Source organism: Streptomyces sp. NPDC003697 (assembly GCF_053587115.1).
The window spans coordinates 102,481-119,862 of the sequence record NZ_JBSFNN010000004.1 but is presented as its reverse complement, the minus strand read 5'-3'; the positions used below and the strand labels follow the sequence as shown (position 1 = coordinate 119,862).

17 protein-coding genes are annotated in these 17,382 nt (G+C 72.7%); 3 read left to right on the top strand and 14 right to left on the bottom strand.

Going from position 1 to position 17,382, the window contains the following annotated elements; all coding sequences use genetic code 11:
• Window positions 1-268 precede the first annotated feature (268 nt).
• From cbiE to ACWDNY_RS02855, 6 genes are all read right to left on the bottom strand, one after another.
• Window positions 269-1,480, bottom strand: a complete 1,212-nt coding sequence (gene cbiE / locus ACWDNY_RS02880) for a precorrin-6y C5,15-methyltransferase (decarboxylating) subunit CbiE (RefSeq protein ID WP_451643914.1) — start codon at window positions 1,478-1,480, stop codon at window positions 269-271.
• 147 nt (window positions 1,481-1,627) lie between these two features.
• Window positions 1,628-2,266: a GNAT family N-acetyltransferase gene (locus ACWDNY_RS02875; protein WP_451643913.1), complete on the bottom strand. Its 639-nt coding sequence runs from the start codon at window positions 2,264-2,266 to the stop codon at window positions 1,628-1,630.
• Between the two features lie 161 nt (window positions 2,267-2,427).
• Entirely contained in the window at window positions 2,428-3,264 is an 837-nt protein-coding gene (locus ACWDNY_RS02870; protein WP_451643912.1) for a MetQ/NlpA family ABC transporter substrate-binding protein, read from the bottom strand.
• An 88-nt stretch (window positions 3,265-3,352) separates the two neighbouring features.
• Window positions 3,353-4,075, bottom strand: coding sequence for a methionine ABC transporter permease (locus ACWDNY_RS02865; RefSeq protein WP_451643947.1), 723 nt, complete (start codon window positions 4,073-4,075; stop codon window positions 3,353-3,355).
• A 20-nt stretch (window positions 4,076-4,095) separates the two neighbouring features.
• Window positions 4,096-5,139 carry a methionine ABC transporter ATP-binding protein gene (locus ACWDNY_RS02860; RefSeq protein ID WP_451643911.1) on the bottom strand — a complete coding sequence of 348 codons (1,044 nt, stop codon included), beginning with the start codon at window positions 5,137-5,139 and terminating at the stop codon, window positions 4,096-4,098.
• A 396-nt stretch (window positions 5,140-5,535) separates the two neighbouring features.
• Complete coding sequence (locus ACWDNY_RS02855) at window positions 5,536-6,186, bottom strand: HAD family hydrolase (protein WP_451643910.1); 651 nt, start codon at window positions 6,184-6,186, stop codon at window positions 5,536-5,538.
• A 70-nt stretch (window positions 6,187-6,256) separates the two neighbouring features.
• Between ACWDNY_RS02855 and ACWDNY_RS02850 the strand changes: the two genes are divergently transcribed.
• Both ACWDNY_RS02850 and ACWDNY_RS02845 read left to right on the top strand, forming a co-directional pair.
• Window positions 6,257-6,616 (top strand): hypothetical protein, encoded by a 360-nt coding sequence (locus tag ACWDNY_RS02850; protein WP_451643909.1) that lies wholly within the window; start codon window positions 6,257-6,259, stop codon window positions 6,614-6,616.
• Entirely contained in the window at window positions 6,597-7,052 is a 456-nt protein-coding gene (locus tag ACWDNY_RS02845) for a hypothetical protein (protein WP_451643908.1), read from the top strand. The genes ACWDNY_RS02850 and ACWDNY_RS02845 overlap by 20 nt, the downstream gene beginning before the upstream one ends.
• A gap of 64 nt (window positions 7,053-7,116) precedes the next feature.
• On the opposite strand, the gene ACWDNY_RS02840 is transcribed toward ACWDNY_RS02845, so the two are convergent.
• The 3 genes from ACWDNY_RS02840 to ACWDNY_RS02830 form a co-directional block, all read right to left on the bottom strand.
• On the bottom strand, window positions 7,117-7,614 hold the full coding sequence (locus ACWDNY_RS02840; RefSeq protein ID WP_451643907.1) for a GNAT family N-acetyltransferase: 498 nt from the start codon (window positions 7,612-7,614) through the stop codon (window positions 7,117-7,119).
• 44 nt (window positions 7,615-7,658) lie between these two features.
• Window positions 7,659-8,165, bottom strand: a complete 507-nt coding sequence (locus ACWDNY_RS02835) for a sigma-70 family RNA polymerase sigma factor (protein ID WP_451643906.1) — start codon at window positions 8,163-8,165, stop codon at window positions 7,659-7,661.
• A gap of 75 nt (window positions 8,166-8,240) precedes the next feature.
• Window positions 8,241-9,416: a glycerophosphodiester phosphodiesterase gene (locus tag ACWDNY_RS02830; protein ID WP_451643905.1), complete on the bottom strand. Its 1,176-nt coding sequence runs from the start codon at window positions 9,414-9,416 to the stop codon at window positions 8,241-8,243.
• A gap of 401 nt (window positions 9,417-9,817) precedes the next feature.
• Here ACWDNY_RS02830 and ACWDNY_RS02825 point away from each other — a divergent pair, with 401 nt between their 5' ends.
• Window positions 9,818-10,489 carry a lysophospholipid acyltransferase family protein gene (locus tag ACWDNY_RS02825; protein WP_451643904.1) on the top strand — a complete coding sequence of 224 codons (672 nt, stop codon included), beginning with the start codon at window positions 9,818-9,820 and terminating at the stop codon, window positions 10,487-10,489.
• 114 nt (window positions 10,490-10,603) lie between these two features.
• On the opposite strand, the gene ACWDNY_RS02820 is transcribed toward ACWDNY_RS02825, so the two are convergent.
• The 5 genes from ACWDNY_RS02820 to ACWDNY_RS02800 form a co-directional block, all read right to left on the bottom strand.
• Entirely contained in the window at window positions 10,604-12,154 is a 1,551-nt protein-coding gene (locus ACWDNY_RS02820) for an MFS transporter (RefSeq protein WP_451643903.1), read from the bottom strand.
• Entirely contained in the window at window positions 12,151-12,702 is a 552-nt protein-coding gene (locus ACWDNY_RS02815; RefSeq protein WP_451643902.1) for a TetR/AcrR family transcriptional regulator, read from the bottom strand. The genes ACWDNY_RS02820 and ACWDNY_RS02815 overlap by 4 nt, the downstream gene beginning before the upstream one ends.
• 581 nt (window positions 12,703-13,283) lie before the next feature.
• Entirely contained in the window at window positions 13,284-14,255 is a 972-nt protein-coding gene (locus tag ACWDNY_RS02810) for an aldo/keto reductase (RefSeq protein WP_451643901.1), read from the bottom strand.
• 158 nt (window positions 14,256-14,413) lie between these two features.
• Window positions 14,414-15,850: an argininosuccinate lyase gene (argH, locus tag ACWDNY_RS02805; protein WP_451643900.1), complete on the bottom strand. Its 1,437-nt coding sequence runs from the start codon at window positions 15,848-15,850 to the stop codon at window positions 14,414-14,416.
• 109 nt (window positions 15,851-15,959) lie between these two features.
• Complete coding sequence (locus tag ACWDNY_RS02800) at window positions 15,960-17,156, bottom strand: argininosuccinate synthase (protein ID WP_451643899.1); 1,197 nt, start codon at window positions 17,154-17,156, stop codon at window positions 15,960-15,962.
• Between the last annotated feature and the right edge of the window lie 226 nt (window positions 17,157-17,382).

Genomic DNA, 17,382 nt, shown 5'->3' with positions numbered 1-17,382 from the left:
AGCGTCCGTCCCCAGCGGCACGAACGACCCGGTGTAAAAAGCGACAAAGCCATTGAGTGGCATTCTCGCGGTCGTTCCGCCGCCGCGACAGCTTGATCCGCGACGGTCCGCTGTGGACTGCGCCACGTTGCGCGTCCTCCGGTTGTGCCGTACCGCGGCAGCCTCACCCAAAACAGGCGCGCTTTTTGGACATTGGCCGACGAAGCGCCGGGCGCCCCGGTGCGGTACAACGATCGGCCAGCCTACCGCGCGCAGTACGACAAACGGATCACGGGGCACGATCCGGGAGAAGCCCGGTGAGCAGGAACGCGACGCTCCGCTCCGTCTCCGTCCAAGCCCGCGTGTCGAGTTCCACGGACTGCAGCAGCGCGCACTCGACGCGGTAGCCGTGCTCGGTGAGGTCGCGGCCGACGAGTTCGGCCACGTCGCGGTTGACCGCGTGCGCGACGATGCGCTGCGGGCGCCGGTCGGCCACCGCCGAGACGACCGCCGCTCCCCCGCCGCCGACCCGGACGACGTCCGGCTCGGGCAGGTTCTCCAGGACGTGCGGGGCGATGCCGTGCACGACCTGGAGGTGGACGCCGAAGCGGCGGGCGGCCGCCTCGGTGCGGGCGCAGGCCTCCGCGTCCTGGTCGACGGCGATGACGGCGGCGCCGCCGCGCGCGGCCTCGGTGGCGAACGCGCCGCTGCCGCAGCCGATGTCCCACACCAGGTCGCCGACGCGCGGTCCGAGGCGGGCGAGTTGGACCGCGCGGAGGAGGTCGGTCTCGCCTTCGCCGAGGGCGTCGCCGTACGCCTCGGCGGGCTGGGTCCAGCCGCGCGGCCCGGCGCCGGGGTCGCGTCCGGCGATCCAGCCGCCGTCCTCGGCGCCGGGGACGGGGCCGCCGATGACGATGACGACGTTCGGGTCGCGCCAGGTGTGGTCGGCCGCCTTGTCGGAGGTGACGACGCTGACCTGTTCGCGTTCGGTGCCGAGTTCCTCGCAGATGACGAAGGTGCGGTGCACCCCTTCGAGGAGGAGCCCGAGTTCGGCCGGTCCGGCGCCGGGGGCGGTCAGGACGGCGACCTTGCTGTGGGCGCGGCACACGTTCACCGCCCGTCGCAGGGTGCGCGGGTGGGCGGCGACCACCTGCGCGTCGTCCCAGGGCATGCCGGCGCGGGCGAAGGCGGCGGCCACCGAGGAGACGGCGGGGACGACCTCGACCTCCAGGCCGAACTCGGGGGCGCGCAGGGTCCGTACCACCCCGAAGAAGCCGGGGTCTCCGTCCGCGAGCACCACGGCGGTGCCGCGGTGGGCGGCGATGCGGCGCGCGGCGAGGGCGGGGCTGCCGAGGCGGACCCGCTCGGCGCTGCCGGGGACCTCGGGAAGTGCCAGGTGGTGGGCGGCGCCCGCCACCAGGGTGGCGGCGGAGAGAGCCGAGCGCGCCGCGTCGGTCGGTGGCGAACCGTCCCAGCCGATCACCGTGACCCGGTCGGCCATCGTCGTCAGTCTCCCAGGGGTTTTCGCAGGTCGTCAGGGACAGCGCCCGCACGGGGCCCCGTGAGAGTACCTGGTCGAGTGGTGGGACTCGGCGCAGGGCGGGCGCGCGCCGGGTCCGGTCGCGTCGGCGGCGGTCTCGGCCCCGGTTCAGTTCCAGTCGGAGAAGGAGGTGAAACCACCGGTGTCGGCCAGTTGCTCGCCCACGCCCTCCAGGTCCTCGGGCAGCAGGCTCCAGACGATCAGGTCGGTGCGTACGTCGGTCCACCGGCCGTCCCGGCCGCGGGCACGCGCTATCCGGGCGCCGCGCAGGACCCCCTCGCTGATGCAGCCGATCTTCTGGGCGACCTGCTGGGAGGCGGTGTTGTCGGCGGGGGTGCGCAGTTCCAGGCGTTCGAAGTGCTGGTCGTGGAAGAGCCACTGCGCGGTGGCGAGGGCCGCCTCACAGGCGTAGCCCTCGCCGCGGGCCCAGGGGGCGACGACGTAGGCGATCTCGGTGGAGCGCACCCGCCAGTCGGTGTGGCGCAGGTGCACGGTGCCGACCAGGCGCTGGGTGAGGAACTCGGTGACCGCGAAGACGATGCCTCTGCCCTCGGCGCGTTCGGCGGGCGCGAGTTCGGTGATCCAGGCGCGGGCGTGGGCCTCGGTGCAGGGGTGGGGCACGGAGGTCCACGCGGTGACGAGTTCGTCGTTCATCATCTCGGTGAACGCCTCGACGTCCGACTCCTCGAGGGGGCGCAGTACCAACCGCTCCGTGCTGATGGAGACGTTGGGGAAGGTGCTCGTCATGCGCCGCTCCGTAAGCTTCGGAATACCTGCAGGCCTGCTGAACTGCCCAGCATGCAGCATGCAGGCACCTGCCCGCACCACGGGGTCCTCCCCGCCGTCGCGGCGGGTGGGGGCGCCCCCACCCGCCGGAACGTGGACCCCGCGGGCCGTCGCGGACGGGATCAGAAGGCGGGGACGACCGCGCCCTGGTACTTGTCCTGGATGAACTTCTTCACCTCGGGGGAGGTCAGCAGCTTCACGAGCTTCTTGACGCGCGGGTCGTTCTCGTTGCCCTTCTTCACAGCGAGGAAGTTGGCGTACGGGTTGCCCTTGGCGGACTCGGCGGCGAGGGCGTCCTTGGCCGGGCTGAGGTCGGCCTCCAGGGCGTAGTTGCCGTTGATCACCGCGGCGTCGACGTCCCCGAGGGAGCGCGGCAGCTGCGCCGCCTCCAGCTCCTTGAACGACAGGTTCCTCGGGTTGGAGACGACGTCCTTCGGGGTCGCCGCGTACCCGGCGCTCGCCTTCAGCTTGATCAGGCCGTTCGCCTCCAGCAGCTTCAGCGCGCGGGCCTCGTTCGTGGTGTCGTTCGGCAGGGCGACGTCGGCGCCCTTCTTGAGGTCCGCGAGCTTCTTGACGCTCTTGGAGTAGACGCCGAGGGGCTCCAGGTGCACGGTGCCGCCCGGGACGGGCACGATGTCGGTGCCGTTCTTCTGGTTGAAGTCGTCGAGGTAGGGCTTGTGCTGGAAGTAGTTGGCGTCGACCTGGCCCTGCTGGACGGCCGTGTTCGGGGTCACGTAGTCGGTGAACTCCTTGACCTCCAGCTTGAGGCCGGCCTTCTTGGCCAGGTGATCCTTCACGTAGTCGAGGATCTCGCCGTGCGGGGTCGGGCTGGCGGCGACGGTCAGGGGGGCGTCGGCGTCGGCCTTGGCGGAGTCCGGGCCCGAGCCGCAGGCGCTGAGCCCCAGGGTGAGGGCTCCGGCGGCCAGGACGGCGGTGGTGATCTTGGCGGTGTTACGCACGAAAAGTGCCTTTCCTTGGGTGGTGCGACCCCGTGGTGGTGAACGGGGAGTGCGGGGGTGGGGTGTGCGGGGGCGGACGGGCAGTGACTCAGCCGACCTTGCCGACGTCGGCCGCCGCCGGCTCCTTGGCCTTCAGCAGCCGCAGCCTCGGCGCCGGGCCGGAGCGTCCGCCGCGGTCGTGCAGTGAGCGGGCCGCCCAGTCGCCGGCGAACTGGATGAGCGAGATGACGACGGCGAGGATCGCCACGGTGATCCACATCAGCCCGGTCTCGAAGCGCTGGTAGCCGTAGCGGATGGCGATGTCGCCGAGACCGCCGGCGCCGACGGTGCCGGCCATCGCCGAGTAGCCGATGAGCGCCACGATCGTGGTGGTGGTGCTGGAGATCAGCGACGGCAGGGACTCCGGGACGAGCACCTTGCGGACGATGGTCCAGGTGTTGCCGCCCATCGCCTGGACCGCCTCGACGAGCCCGCCGTCGACCTCGCGGACGGCCGTCTCCACGAGCCGCGCGAAGAAGGGGATGGCCCCGATGGCCAGCGGCACGATCGCGGCCTCGCGCCCGATGGTCGTCCCGGTCACCGACCGGGTGAAGCCCATCAGGGCGACCATCAGGATGATGAACGGCATCGAGCGGGCGATGTTCACGACCTGCCCGATGACCTTGTTGGCGGCGACGTTCTGCAGCAGCCCGCCCCGGTCGGTGAGGACGAGCAGGATGCCGAGCGGCAGGCCGCCGACGACGGCGATCAGCGTGGACCAGCCGACCATGTACAGGGTGTCCCAACACGCCTGGGACAGCAGCGGCTGCATCGTCGAGAAGTCGGTCGAGGTCACTTGGCGGCCTCCGTCACCAGCGGGGCGTCGAGGGCCGGGTTGCCGACGACGTCGATCTGCAGTCCCTGTTCGCGCAGGAAGCCGATCGGCACGACGTTGTCCTCGTAGCGGCCGGGCAGCTCGATGCGCATGCGGCCGACCTGGTGGCCGCCGACGGTGTCGATGGCGGCGCCGAGGATCGAGATGTCGATGTTGTAGGTGCGCGACAGCTGCGAGATGACCGGCCGGGTGGCGGCCTCGCCGTGGAAGGTGACGTCCACGACGGTGCGTTCGTCGCCGGAGGCCTCGCCGCCGACCGGGAACAGCGCGGAGGCGAGCTGGGACCCCGGGGTGGCGAGCAGCTCGCCGACGGTGCCGGACTCGACGATGCGGCCCTTCTCCATCAGGGCGGCCGAGTCGCAGATGCTCTTGACGACGTCCATCTCGTGGGTGATGAGCAGGACGGTCAGGCCGAGCTGCCGGTTGAGGTCGCGCAGCAGCTGCAGGATGGAGCGGGTGGTCTCCGGGTCGAGGGCGCTGGTGGCCTCGTCGGACAGCAGCACCTGGGGATCGCCGGCGAGGGCGCGGGCGATGCCGACGCGCTGCTTCTGCCCGCCGGACAGCTGGGCGGGGTAGGCGCCGGCCTTGTCGGCGAGGCCGACGAGGTCGAGCAGGTCGAGAGCCTTGCGGGAACGTTCCTTCCCGGACTTGCCGAGGATCTCCAGCGGCAGTTCGACGTTGTCCTGGACCGTCCGCGAGGACAGCAGGTTGAAGTGCTGGAAGACCATGCCGATGTGGCTGCGCGCCCGGCGGAGCTCCTTGCCGGCCCGCGGGCCGCGCCCGGCGAGGGCCGTCAGGTCCTGGCCGGCGACGGTGACCGTGCCGGAGGTGGGGCGCTCCAGCAGGTTGACGCAGCGGATCAGGGAGGACTTGCCGGCGCCGGACTGGCCGATGACGCCGTACACCTCGCCTTCGCGGACGTGCAGGTCGACGCCGTCCAGGGCGGTGACCTCGCGGCCGCGGGAGCGGTAGACCTTGGTGAGGCCCGATGTGGTGATCACGTGGGTTTCCGTCACTGTCGAGTGCGCGGCGCGTCGTGGGCGCCGGCACGGCGTTCATGGTTGTGGGCAGCCAGAACGCAGCACGGTTCTCACGCCGTCGGACAGACAGGGAGAAGCGTGCGCGCGGGGGGCGGGGCTCGGTCGCACGCCGGCCGGCGGCCGGACGCGGGGCGGACACGAGCGGGCTCTCGCTTCGGGGCGCGAGGATCAGACGGTGCAGGGGCCCTCTAGCAGGCGCACATTCGACGCGCAGGACACATACAACGAGCACCGGGCGTCATGGTCGCCTCGGTCGCAGGGGTGCGGTCGCTCGTCGTGGTCATGCGCATCAGTAAAGCAGACGGACGGTCCTGACCGAACCCGGCCGTCCGCATGCTGGACAGCCGTGGACATCACTCAGCGGCGGACGGAGATCTCGATGTCCGCGCCGTCGACCAGCGCGGACAGGGCCGACAGGTCCTCGACCACCAGGTCGGCGTCGAGTTCGCCGGCCCGGTGGGTGGTGGCCAAGGCCACGGTCGTCATGCCGGCGGCGCGCCCGGCCCGCAGCCCGGCGGGCGCGTCCTCGAAGACGACGCAGCGGGCCGGGTCGACCCCCAGCGCGCGGGCGGCGAGCAGGTAGGGCTCGGGGTCGGGCTTGCCCCGGGTGACGTCCTCGGCGGCGACGAGCGTCTTGGGCAGGATGCCGACGGCGTCGAGGCGGGCCTCGGCCAGCCGCCGGGTGGCCGACGTGACGACGGCCCACCGGTCGGCGGGCACGGAGTCGAGGAACGCCCGGGTGCCCGGCAGCAGCCGTACGCCCCCGTTCGGCACGTCCTCGACCTCCAGCCGTTCGATCCGCGCCACCGCCTCCGGCACGAGCGTGGCGGGCAGCAGGTCGGCGGCGACCTCGGCGGCGGTCCGGCCGTGCAGTTCGATCCGCCCGAACCGCTCGGCGCTGATCCCGTACTCCACGGCCCACCGCGTCCAGCAGCGCCGGACGGAGTCGAGGGAGGAGACGAGGGTGCCGTCGTTGTCGAACAGGAGTGCCTGGGCGCGCATGGTCATGCCGTCGACCCTACGGCGCCCGGCCGGGGGCGGCCGCCACGGGTCTTTTGGCCCGTAATAAGGTCGCTCCATGCTTGATGCCCTGACGCTGGTGACCGGCGTCGCCGCGCTGCTGCTCGCCGCCTGGTGCGGCTGGGCGGCCCACCGTGACCAGTCGACGAAGGACTGGCATTTCATCGGCATGGCCGTGGTGACCCTGCTGGCCACGATCCAGCTGGTGGTGGGGGTCGCGGCGCTTGCGCGGGGCGGGAAGCCGGAACAGGGCACGACGATCTTCGTGGCGTATCTGCTGGGCGCGTTCGCCTGCGTCCCCGCGGCCGGGTTCATGTCGCTGGCCGAGCGGACCCGGTGGGGTTCGGTGACGGCCGCCGCCGGCGGTGTCGTCCTCGCCGTGCTGGAGGTGCGGCTCTATGACATCTGGGGAGGATGAGGTGGTCACCACCGACGAGAAGCCGGCGAGGACGCGGCTCATCAGCGGTCCCGGCATGCTGCTCGTCTGGCTGTACGGGGTGATGGTCGTCGGCGCGGTGTCGCGCTCCGTCGTCCAGATCGCCACCGACTTCGGCCGGGCGCCGCTGGCGTACACGCTGTCGGCCGTCGCCGGCGTCGTCTACGGCTTCATCACGTACTCCCTGGTCCGCGGCGGCGAGACCGCGCGCAGGGCGGCGTTGGTGTGCTGTGCGGCCGAGCTCCTCGGCGTGCTGACGGTGGGTACGTGGACGCTCGTCGAGCCGTCCGCCTTCCCGGACGCCACGGTGTGGTCCGACTACGGCATGGGCTACCTCTTCATCCCGGTACTGCTGCCGGTGTCGGCGATGTACTGGCTGCGCGGGGCGCGGGCCGGGCGGACGGAGACGGCCCACTGAGGCGTCCGCCCTGCCCGGGTCCGCCCGGGGCGAGGGCCCCGGGCGCCGGACGGCCGCCCCGGGCTCAGGCGGTCGCCGCGTACGCCCCCGCCGCCTTCTCCAGGACGATCATCGGAACGCCGTCCGCACCCTCGGCGGTGCCCACCCGCTGATAGCCGACGCGGCGGTACAGGCGCAGGTTGCTCTCGCTGCGGTGGCCGGTGTGCAGGCGGAACCTGGTGGCGCCGTGCTTCTCGGCGAGGGCCGACTCCGCGGCGCGCAGCAGACGGGCGCCGATGCCGTGGCCCTGAAGGCGCGGGTGGACGCAGAGCTTGCCGATGGCGGCCGCGCCGTCCTCGGCCACGCGACCGTGCACCGAGCCAACCACCTCGTCCCCGAGCCGCGCCACGAACACGCAGTCCCCGGCGACCTCCTGACGGACCGAGTCCAGGCTCTGGACGAGCGGGTCGATGCGGTAGTTGCCGTACAGCGCGGCCTCGCTCTGGAAGCACAGGTACTGCAGCCTGAAGATCTGCTCCGCGTCCTGCGCGGTCGCCGCAGAGATGGTCACGCTCATGCCCATGTGCGCATGCCTCCCGCTCACCTGATCGCCTGTCGTCCCCACTCCTATCCCCGCGCTTCGCCGGCCGCAACCTCCTGGGCGAGCAGCCGTCGCAGACAACCAAGACATCTGGAGCGTTCCGGTCCGAGGCTGCCCTGTGAGATACCCAACTCCCCCGCGATCTCCCGGTAAGTGAGGTCTCGCGGCGACAGCAGCGCCTCCAGCAGCCGGGGACACCGGCCGGGCAGGCGCCGCACGGCGGCACGCAGCGCCCGCCCGCGTGCGGCGGCCAGGGCGAGGGACTCGGGGCCGCGCTCGCCGTCGTCGGCGGGCTCCGCACCGTAGGGCCGCTCCCACCGGGCGGCGCGGCGTGCCCGGCGCGCCTCGCAGCGGACGGCCCGGCGCAGCCAGCCCTGGGGGTCGTGCGGCGGGCCGTCGGCCGCCAGGCGTTCCAGCAGGCGGAGCCAGACCGCCTGCTCCAGGTCGCCGGGTTCGGACGCGGCGGCGTGCGCCTCCGCCGTGGCCTCGGCGGCCAGCAGCGGACGCAGGCTGGTGAGCAGGTCGTACGTCATGTGCAGCACGACGCGACCGCCCCGGCGCGGGTTGCCGGAGCGGCCGTCGGTTCACCGTGAGCGGTGAGGGGCGGCTCAGCCGTTGACGAAGTCCTCGCGGGCCAGCAGACCGGTGTCCGGGTTGTCGGTGAAGATGCCGTCGATGCCGGTGGCGAAGTACGCCCGGAACACGCCGAGGACGTCGCCGTAGGCGTCCGCGTCGGCGCCCCTGCGGAAGGCCGGCGGCAGGAACGGGTTCTCGTTGCGCACGGTGTAGGGGTGCACGACCAGGCCCGCGGCGTGCGCGTCGCGGACGAGGGTGCTCGGCTTCGTGAGGTTGCCGTCGGCGCCCCGCGGGATGACGAGGTCGGCGGTCGGGCCGATGCCCTGGGCGTAGGAGGCGATCTCCCGCAGGCCCGCAGGGGTGACGAGGTCGGCGACGGTGCGCGGGTCGCCCGCCTCGACGAAGTCGTAGGGACGGCTGTTCGCGTCGGACAGCAGGACGGCGAGCGGGTTGCCGACGAGCCGGTTCAGCCGCTGGATGCTGGTCGGTTCGAAGGACTGCAGGATGACCGGCGAGTCCTTCCCGTCCTTGCCGTGCCGGCGCAGCAGCGCGGCCACCCGCTCCTCGACGCCGAGGCCCAGCTTGCGGAAGTACGTGGGGTGCTTGGTCTCGGGGTAGATCCACACCTGCCTGCCGCGCCTGCGGGTCTGCTCGTCCTGCCAGCGCAGGACCTCCTCGAACGTGGGAATCTCCCAGCGGCCGTTGTAGAGCGTGTTGTGCGGGCGGTTGGCCGGGATGCGCTCGACCGCGCGCAGGGTCTTGAGCTCGGCGAGGGTGAAGTCCTCGGTGAACCAGCCCGTGGTGCGGACGCCGTCGAGGACCTTGGTGGTCCTGCGGTCGGCGAACTCCGGGTGATCGGCGACGTCGGTCGTGCCGCCGATCTCCGGCTCGTGCCGGCAGACGAGGTGGCCGTCCCTGGTGGGCACCAGGTCGCCGGCCTCGACGACGTGGGCGCCCATGTCCAGGGCGAGCTGGTAGGAGCCGAAGGTGTGCTCGGGGCGGTAGCCGCTGGCGCCCCGGTGGCCGATGACCGTGGGCACGGGCAGGCCGTTCAGGCCGCCGCGCCCGCGCCGGGCCGTCCCGCTCTCCGCCGCGGCCGCCCCCTGGGGCAGGCCGAGCACCGCGCCGCCCGCCCCGAGCACCGCGGCCGAGAGCAGCGCCCGGCGCCCGGTCCCGCCCGACTGCTCGTCCGACTCCTGCGTTCCCATGACCGTCTCCTGCCGTCGTGTCGTCCGGTGCGCGCCGATCGTATGGGCGTGAGCATGACGAACGGGAGACCCCGGCCGGAACGCGGGGGTGACGCCGGATGTCGTAAGGGGAGGCGAGTGGTGACACCGCGTCGGGTGCGGGGGCGCCCGGGTGACGGAGTGTCGGGCATGACGGCACGGCCTCGGGGAACACGGTGCCGTGGACGTGGCCGGCCCGGCGCGCGCGACCTCCGTCACACGTTGCGACCCGGTTACCGGGATGCGGCGACGTGGCGTCGCAGGTAAACCTGGGTCAACACCGCGTAAGACGCGGTGTGCCCGATGTGCAATCCGCCCCGGGCCGCGAGTATCGTCCTCACCTGCACAGACTCATATCGACTCCCTTGACCCCGGAGGGCACGTTGTCCCGGTTCGCGCTCATCAAGGCAGTGCTCGGCCCGATCATGCGCCTGATGTTCCGCCCACGGGTGGAGGGCGCGGAGCGCATCCCGGGCGACGGCCCGGTCATCCTGGCGGGCAATCACCTCACGTTCATCGACTCGATGATCCTGCCGCTGGTCTGCGACCGTCAGGTCTTCTTCATCGGCAAGGACGAGTACGTCACCGGGAAGGGCCTCAAGGGCCGGCTGATGGCCTGGTTCTTCATCGGGGTCGGCATGATCCCGGTGGACCGCGACGGCGGAAAGGGCGGTGTCGCGGCGCTGATGACGGGCCGCCGGATCCTGGAGGAGGGGAAGATCTTCGGCATCTACCCCGAGGGCACCCGCTCCCCCGACGGCCGCCTGTACCGCGGGCGCACCGGCATCGCGCGGCTGACGCTGATGACCGGGGCGCCGGTCGTCCCGTTCGCCATGATCGGCACCGACAGGATCCAGCCGGGCGGGTCGGGCATCCCGCGGCCGTGCCGGGTCACCGTCCGGTTCGGCGAGCCGATGGAGTTCTCCCGGTACGAGGGGATGGACCGGGACCGGTACGTGCTGCGGGCCGTCACCGACTCGGTGATGGCCGAGGTGATGCAGCTGTCGGGGCAGGAGTACGTGGACATGTACGCCACGAAGGCGAAGGCGGCGTAGCGCCTCCGGCGGTTCCTTCGGGGGGCGCTTCGGGCCTTCCTGGCCGGCCGGCCGGGCCGATGCGGCGTCGGCCGCGTCCGCCGCGACCCCGGTGACGCTCCCCCACCCGGTGTCTCACAGTCTCTGGTTCCTCAGCAGGAACCATGCCGCCGCCGAGGTCGCCAGCAGGACCGCCGCGCCCGCGCCCGACGCCAGGTGCAGGCCGTGGACGAAGGCGTCGCGGGCCGCCGTGAGCAGTGCCTCGCCGGTGTGGGCCGGCAGGTGCTTCGCCGCCTCCACCGCGCCGCCCAGCGACTCGTGGGCCGCGGCCGGGGTGCCCGCCGGGCCGGCGAAGCCGCGGTAGGCGCCCGTCACGATCGAGCCGAGCAGGGCGATGCCGAGGGCCGCGCCGAGTTCGTAGGCCGTCTCCGAGACCGCGGAGGCCGCGCCGGCCTCCTCCTTGGGCACGCCGGCGAGGATGACGTCGGCGGTCACGGTGAAGGAGAAGCCGGCGCCGAGGCCCACCACCAGCAGCACCGTGCCGAGCAGCGGGTACCCGGTCGCCTCCCCGAGCGTCGTCAGCGCGGCCAGCGCCAGACCCACGGCGGCGAGACCGCCGGAGACCACGGCCCGCACCGAGAAGCGGCGGGCCGCGCGGCCCGCGACCAGGCCGGCCGCCACCGCGCCCACCGCGGCGGGCACTTCGGCGAGACCCGCCTCGAACGGGCCCCTGCCCTGCACCAGTTGCAGGTACTGGGAGAGGAAGAACACCAGCCCGGACATGCCGAGCACGGTCAGCAGGTCGGCGAGGACGGCACCGCCGAAGCCCCGGTCGCGGAACAGCCGGATGTCCAGCAGCGGCGCCGGGAGCGTGAGCTGACGTCGCCCGAACCGGTACAGCGCGGCCGCGCCGGCCGCTCCGACGGCGAGGGTGTCCCAGGCGGGGCCCCGCGCCGCCGCCTCCTTGACGGCGTAGACGACCCCGACCGTGCCGGCCAGCGACAGCACGACGCCGGGCAGGTCCCACGGGCCCGGGTCCGGGTTGCGGGACTCGGGCAGCAGCCTGGCGCCGACGAGGACCAGCACCGCCATGACGGGCAGGTTGATGAGGAAGACCGAGCCCCACCAGAAGTGCTCGAGCAGGAAGCCGCCGGCGACCGGGCCGACGGCCGTGCCGGCGGAGGCGGCCGCTCCCCAGACCCCGACGGCGAGGCTGCGCTCGCGCGGGTCGTGGAAGAGGTTGCGGATCAGGGCCAGCGTGGCGGGCATCAGCGTGGCGCCCGCGACGCCGAGCAGGGCCCGTGCCAGGATCATCGTCTCCGGGCTCGTCGCGTAGGCGTTCAGGACGGAGACCGCGCCGAACGCCGTGGAGCCGTACAGCAGGATCCGTTTGCGGCCGACGCGGTCGCCGAGGCTGCCCATGGAGACGAGCAGACCGGCGATGACGAACGAGTACACGTCACCGATCCACAGCAACTGGGTGCCGGTGGGTCGCAGGTCCTCGCTGATGTAGGGGGTCGCGAGGCCCAGGACGGTCGCGTCGACGGCCACCAGCAGCACGGCCAGGACCAGGACGCAGAGCGCGAGCCAGCGGCCGGGGCGCCGCTCCGCCTCCGCCGTGCGGCGGCCCGGGCTGCCGGCTCCGCCGGAGCCCGGGGCACCCCGGTGCCGCAGGGTGCCGGTCATCGTTCCTCTCTTCGCAGTGCGCCGCCGAGCAGCAGCTCGACGATCATGTGGGTGAAGTCCCTGGAGGCCACCCGGCCCTCGGACACGGACCAGGCGCCGCAGGCCAGCAGGCCGTAGAGGGCCTCCGTGAGCCAGGCCGGAGTCAGGTCGATGCGGAACTCGCCGCTCGCCTGGCCGCGCCGGAACAGGGCCGCGATCCGGTCGTCGATCCGGGCCCAGCCCGCGTTCTGCTCCTCGCCCTCGAACAGCTGGTTCTCCGTGTACAGGAAGGCGAGCAGTCCGGCGGCCGGCTCGATGGAGGCCACCAGACGCCGTACGGCGTCCTTCGCCGGCCCGTCGTCCAGGCGCGCGGCGTCGAGGGCGGCCTCGCACTCGGCGATGCCCAGCGCCTCCAGCGCCCGCACGAGCGCGTCGCGGCCGGCGAACCGGCGGTGCAGCGTGGCCCGGCTGATCCCGGCCGCCCGGGCGACCTCGTCCATGGTGGCGGTGGATTTCCGGGTGAGCAGGGCGGCTGCGCTGCGCAGCACGTGGTCACGATCGACAGCCATGAGACAAGCATAGGCCAGGTGAGACATTGTTGTCTCACGTGGGGCACTACCGTCTCATGACCGGTGCGGGGATCTTCCAGGTCTTCGTCCGCGCGAAGGCGTGCTCGACGCGAAGGGAAACTACCGAACCCGCCGGACAGGGGCGTCTGCCTGCGCTGGCTCGGCCACGACCGCCTGCAGATCACCGTCTGCGACAGCCCACCGCAGGAACTCTCCACCGTGCGGCTGATGTTCGTACCGGTCACGCTGAGTCAAAGCCGGCTCTGCTGGGACGTTGCGCGCATCGGCACCCAGCGCACGCCTCCCGCCCGGAGGTATGCGGTCGTCCACCCGTGCCGTGGTGCCCTGGTCGACGACGACCGGCGCCCGACGCCAAGGGCCTTGGCCGCCCTGCTCCGCGAGGCGAACCCGACCCGGCGCCGACGCGCAGGCCGCTCAGTCCTCTACTACCGCACCCCAGCAGGTCGGGCCCTCGTGGCAGCACAACTCCCTGATCCTGGCGGTCCCAGGACGACCCTCCGCCTTGCGATGCACCGCGTCTGACGCCGCGCGCCGATCCACCGCGGATTACCGGACAGCCCTCAGTGCCAGGGCAGCCGTCCGCGCCGCTCCCAGTAGGCGCGCGGATCCTCGGCCAGTCCGGCGAGGCGGGACAGCTGGTCCTCGTCGAGGTCGAGGGTCGCGGCGTGCAGGTTGGACGTGAGCTGCTCGGTGGTGGCGGCGCCCGAGAGGACGACGCCTGCCCACGGCCGGCGCAGGACGAGGGCGAGGGCGACCGCGTCGCAGCCGGCGCCGGTCTCGCGGGCCACGGCCTCCAGCACGTCCGGCGCGTCCGGCCCGGCGAGCCGCCCGTTGGCCATGCCCTCCTTCACGATCACCGTCAGTCCGGCGTCGTGCGCCTCGGCGAGCGCCGGACCGGCGGACGTCTCCAGGGCGTTGTACGTCGACTGGACGGTGCGGAAGAGCGGCCGGCCGTCGACCGTCACCGCGAGTGCGGCGCGGACGGTGTCGGCCTGCGCCGGGCCACTGGTGGAGAAGCCGATCGTCAGGCCCTCGGCCGCGGCCTCGGCGAGCCGGTGGTGCAGTTCCGTGTCGGTGAGGGCGGGGCTGTCCGGGGTCAGCGAGTGGATCTGGTACAGGTCGAGCCGGCCGCCGAGCAGGGCGGCGCTCTCCGCGCGCTGCCGCTCGTAGGTGGCCCGGCCGTGGTCCTTGACCTCGTGCCGCTCGGCGTCGGCGCGCCAGTCGGCGGTGTAGGTGTAGCCCCACTTGCTGCCGACGACGACGTCGGAGGCGTCCGGTCGGGCACGCAGCCAGTCGGCGAGGAACTCCTCGGAACGGCCGTAGGAGCGGGCCGCGTCGACGTAGCGGACGCCCTGCGCGTAGGCGGCGTCGAGGAGTTCGTGGGTGCGGGCGCGCAGCGCCTCGACCGTGCGGTCGGCCGGGAGGTCCCGGTCCCGGCCGAGGTTGATGTACCCGGGGCGCCCGACGGCGGCGAGTCCCAGACCGATGTGGCAGGTGGGGGTGGTCGCCGAGGCGAGTCGTGCGAAGGGCATCAGGGGCTCCGTCCGGTGCGGCTGGTGATCCTCACGGATGGGGCCAAGGTATCCCGTGGGCCTCCCGCCCGGGCGGGCCGCCGTCCGGGCGGGAGGGGGCGCCGGAGGTCGGCCGGCCGGCTCACCCCGCGGGGCCTCACGGCGCGGTGCCCACCAGGTCAGGAGGGCTTCCGCTGGGCGGCGGCCCACGTGTGCTGCGCCGCCACGTCCGCCTTCACCTCGGCGAGCTGGACGGCGACCGCGCTCGGCGCCGTGCCGCCGCGGCCGGTGCGGGAGGCGAGGGCGCCGGGGACGTTGAGGACGGTCCGCACCTCGGGCGTCAGGTGCGGACTGATCTTGGCGAACTGCTCGTCGGTCAGCTCGTCGAGCTCCTTGCCGTCGGCCTCGGCGGTCTTGACGCACTCGCCGGCGACCTCGTGCGCGACGCGGAACGGCACCCCCTGCTTGACCAGCCACTCGGCGATGTCGGTGGCGAGCGAGAAGCCGGCCGGCGCCAGCTCCTCCATGCGCTCGCGGTGGACGGTGAGGGTCGCGATCATGCCGGTGAAGGCCGGCAGCAGGACCTCCAGCTGGTCGCAGGAGTCGAAGACGGGCTCCTTGTCCTCCTGCAGGTCGCGGTTGTACGCGAGCGGGAGGGCCTTCAGGGTCGCCAGGAGGCCGGTCAGGTTGCCGATCAGGCGGCCGGACTTGCCGCGCGCCAGCTCGGCGATGTCCGGGTTCTTCTTCTGCGGCATGATCGACGAGCCCGTGGAGAAGGCGTCGTGCAGGGTCACGAAGGAGAACTCCTTCGTGTTCCAGATGATGATCTCCTCGGCGATCCGGGAGAGGTTCACGCCGATCATCGCGGTGACGAAGGCGAACTCGGCGACGAAGTCCCGCGAGGCGGTGCCGTCGATGGAGTTGCCGGCGCTGCCGTGCTCGAAGCCGAGGTCCGCGGCCACCGCCTCCGGGTCCAGGCCGAGACTGCTGCCCGCCAGGGCGCCCGAGCCGTACGGGGACACCGCCGTCCGCTCGTCCCACTGCCGCAGCCGCTCGGCGTCCCGGGACAGGGACTGCACGTGGGCGAGGACGTGGTGGGCGAACAGCACGGGCTGGGCGTGCTGGAGGTGGGTGCGGCCGGGCATCGCCACGTCCGGGTGGGCCTCCGCGAGGCCGATCAGCGCGTCCTGGAGCTCGGCGATCAGGCCGCCGATGATCCGGGCGTGGTCGCGCAGGTACATGCGGAAGAGGGTGGCGACCTGGTCGTTCCTGGAGCGTCCCGCGCGCAGCTTGCCGCCGAGGTCCGGGCCGAGGCGCTCCAGCAGGCCGCGCTCCAGGGCGGTGTGGACGTCCTCGTCGGCGAGGGTGCCGGTGAAGGCACCGGAGGCGACGTCCGCCTCCAGCCGGTCGAGCCCCGCCAGCATGCGCGTCAGCTCGTCGTCCGTGAGCAGGCCCGCCTTGCGCAGCACCCGCGCGTGGGCGCGCGAACCGGCGATGTCGTAGGGCGCGAGCCGCCAGTCGAAGTGGACGGACGCGGACAGCTTCGCCAGGGCCTCGGCGGGGCCGTCGGCGAAGCGGCCGCCCCAGAGCCGGACGTCACCGCTGTTGCTGCTCACTTGCTGCGCTCCTCGGGAAGGGTGGATGTGCCACCGCCTCCTCACGGCGGGTGAGGAGGCGGTCGTCAGGCTACTGCGTGGGAGGTGGGCGGGCGCGTCGCGCGCCGGGCTACGCCTGCAGGTCGCGCTTCGCGGCGATCTTCGACGACAGGCTGTAGATGTCGATGAAGCCCTTGGCGGCGGACTGGTCGAACGTGTCGCCGGTGTCGTACGTCGCGAGGTTGAAGTCGTACAGCGACTCCTGCGAGCGCCGGCCGGTGACGACCGCGCGGCCGCCGTGCAGGGTCATCCGGACGTCGCCGGAGACGTGCTGGTTGGCCTCGTTGACGAAACCGTCCAGGGCGCGCTTGAGCGGGGAGAACCACTGGCCGTCGTAGACCAGTTCACCCCAGCGCTGCTCGACCTGCCGCTTGTAGCGGGCCAGTTCGCGCTCGACGGTGACGTTCTCCAGCTCCTGATGCGCGGTGATCAGCGCGATCGCGCCGGGGGCCTCGTACACCTCGCGGGACTTGATGCCGACCAGCCGGTCCTCGACCATGTCGATCCGGCCGATGCCCTGGGCGCCGGCGCGCTCGTTGAGCTGCTGGATGGCCTGCAGGACGGTCACGGGCCTGCCGTCGAGGGCGACCGGGACGCCCTCCTTGAAGGTGACGACCACCTCGTCGGGCTCGCGCGTGAGCGCCGGGTTCTGGGTGTACTCGTAGATGTCCTCGATCGGGGCGTTCCAGATGTCCTCGAGGAAGCCGGTCTCGACGGCGCGGCCGAAGACGTTCTGGTCGATGGAGTACGGGGACTTCTTGGTGGTCGCGATCGGGAGGTTCTTCTCCTCGCAGAACGCGATGGCCTTGTCGCGGGTCATCGCGTAGTCGCGGACCGGCGCGATGCACTTGAGGCCGGGGGCGAGGGCGACGATGCCGGCCTCGAAGCGGACCTGGTCGTTGCCCTTGCCGGTGCAGCCGTGGGCGACCGTGGTGGCGCCGTGCTTCTGCGCGGCGGCGACGAGGTGCTTGACGATCGCCGGCCGGGACAGGGCGGAGACCAGAGGGTAGCGGTCCATGTACAGGGCGTTGGCCTTGATCGCCGGGAGGCAGTACTCCTCGGCGAACTCGTCCTTGGCGTCGGCGACCTCGGCCTCGACGGCACCGCAGGCGAGCGCGCGCTTGCGGATGACGTCCAGGTCCTCGCCGCCCTGGCCGACGTCGACCGCAACGGCGATGACCTCGGCGCCCGTCTCCTCGGCGATCCAGCCGATGGCGACGGAGGTGTCCAGACCGCCCGAGTAGGCGAGTACGACGCGCTCGGTCACGGGTTTCTCCTCACAGTGCATTCGCTGATATGCATGAGTATGCAGAACTCTGCATGGTTCGTCAATTGCATCGGGCCACGCCGAAGGGTGAAAGGTCGCAAGTCGCCGGCCGCGCTCACCCGGGAGCCCGTCGGGCGGGTGCCCCGGGTCTGCGGATCCCGGAGGGCGGTACCCGCGCGGCGGCCGGGGCGGCGGGCGGCCCGGTCGCACATGCGGGCGGGGCGGC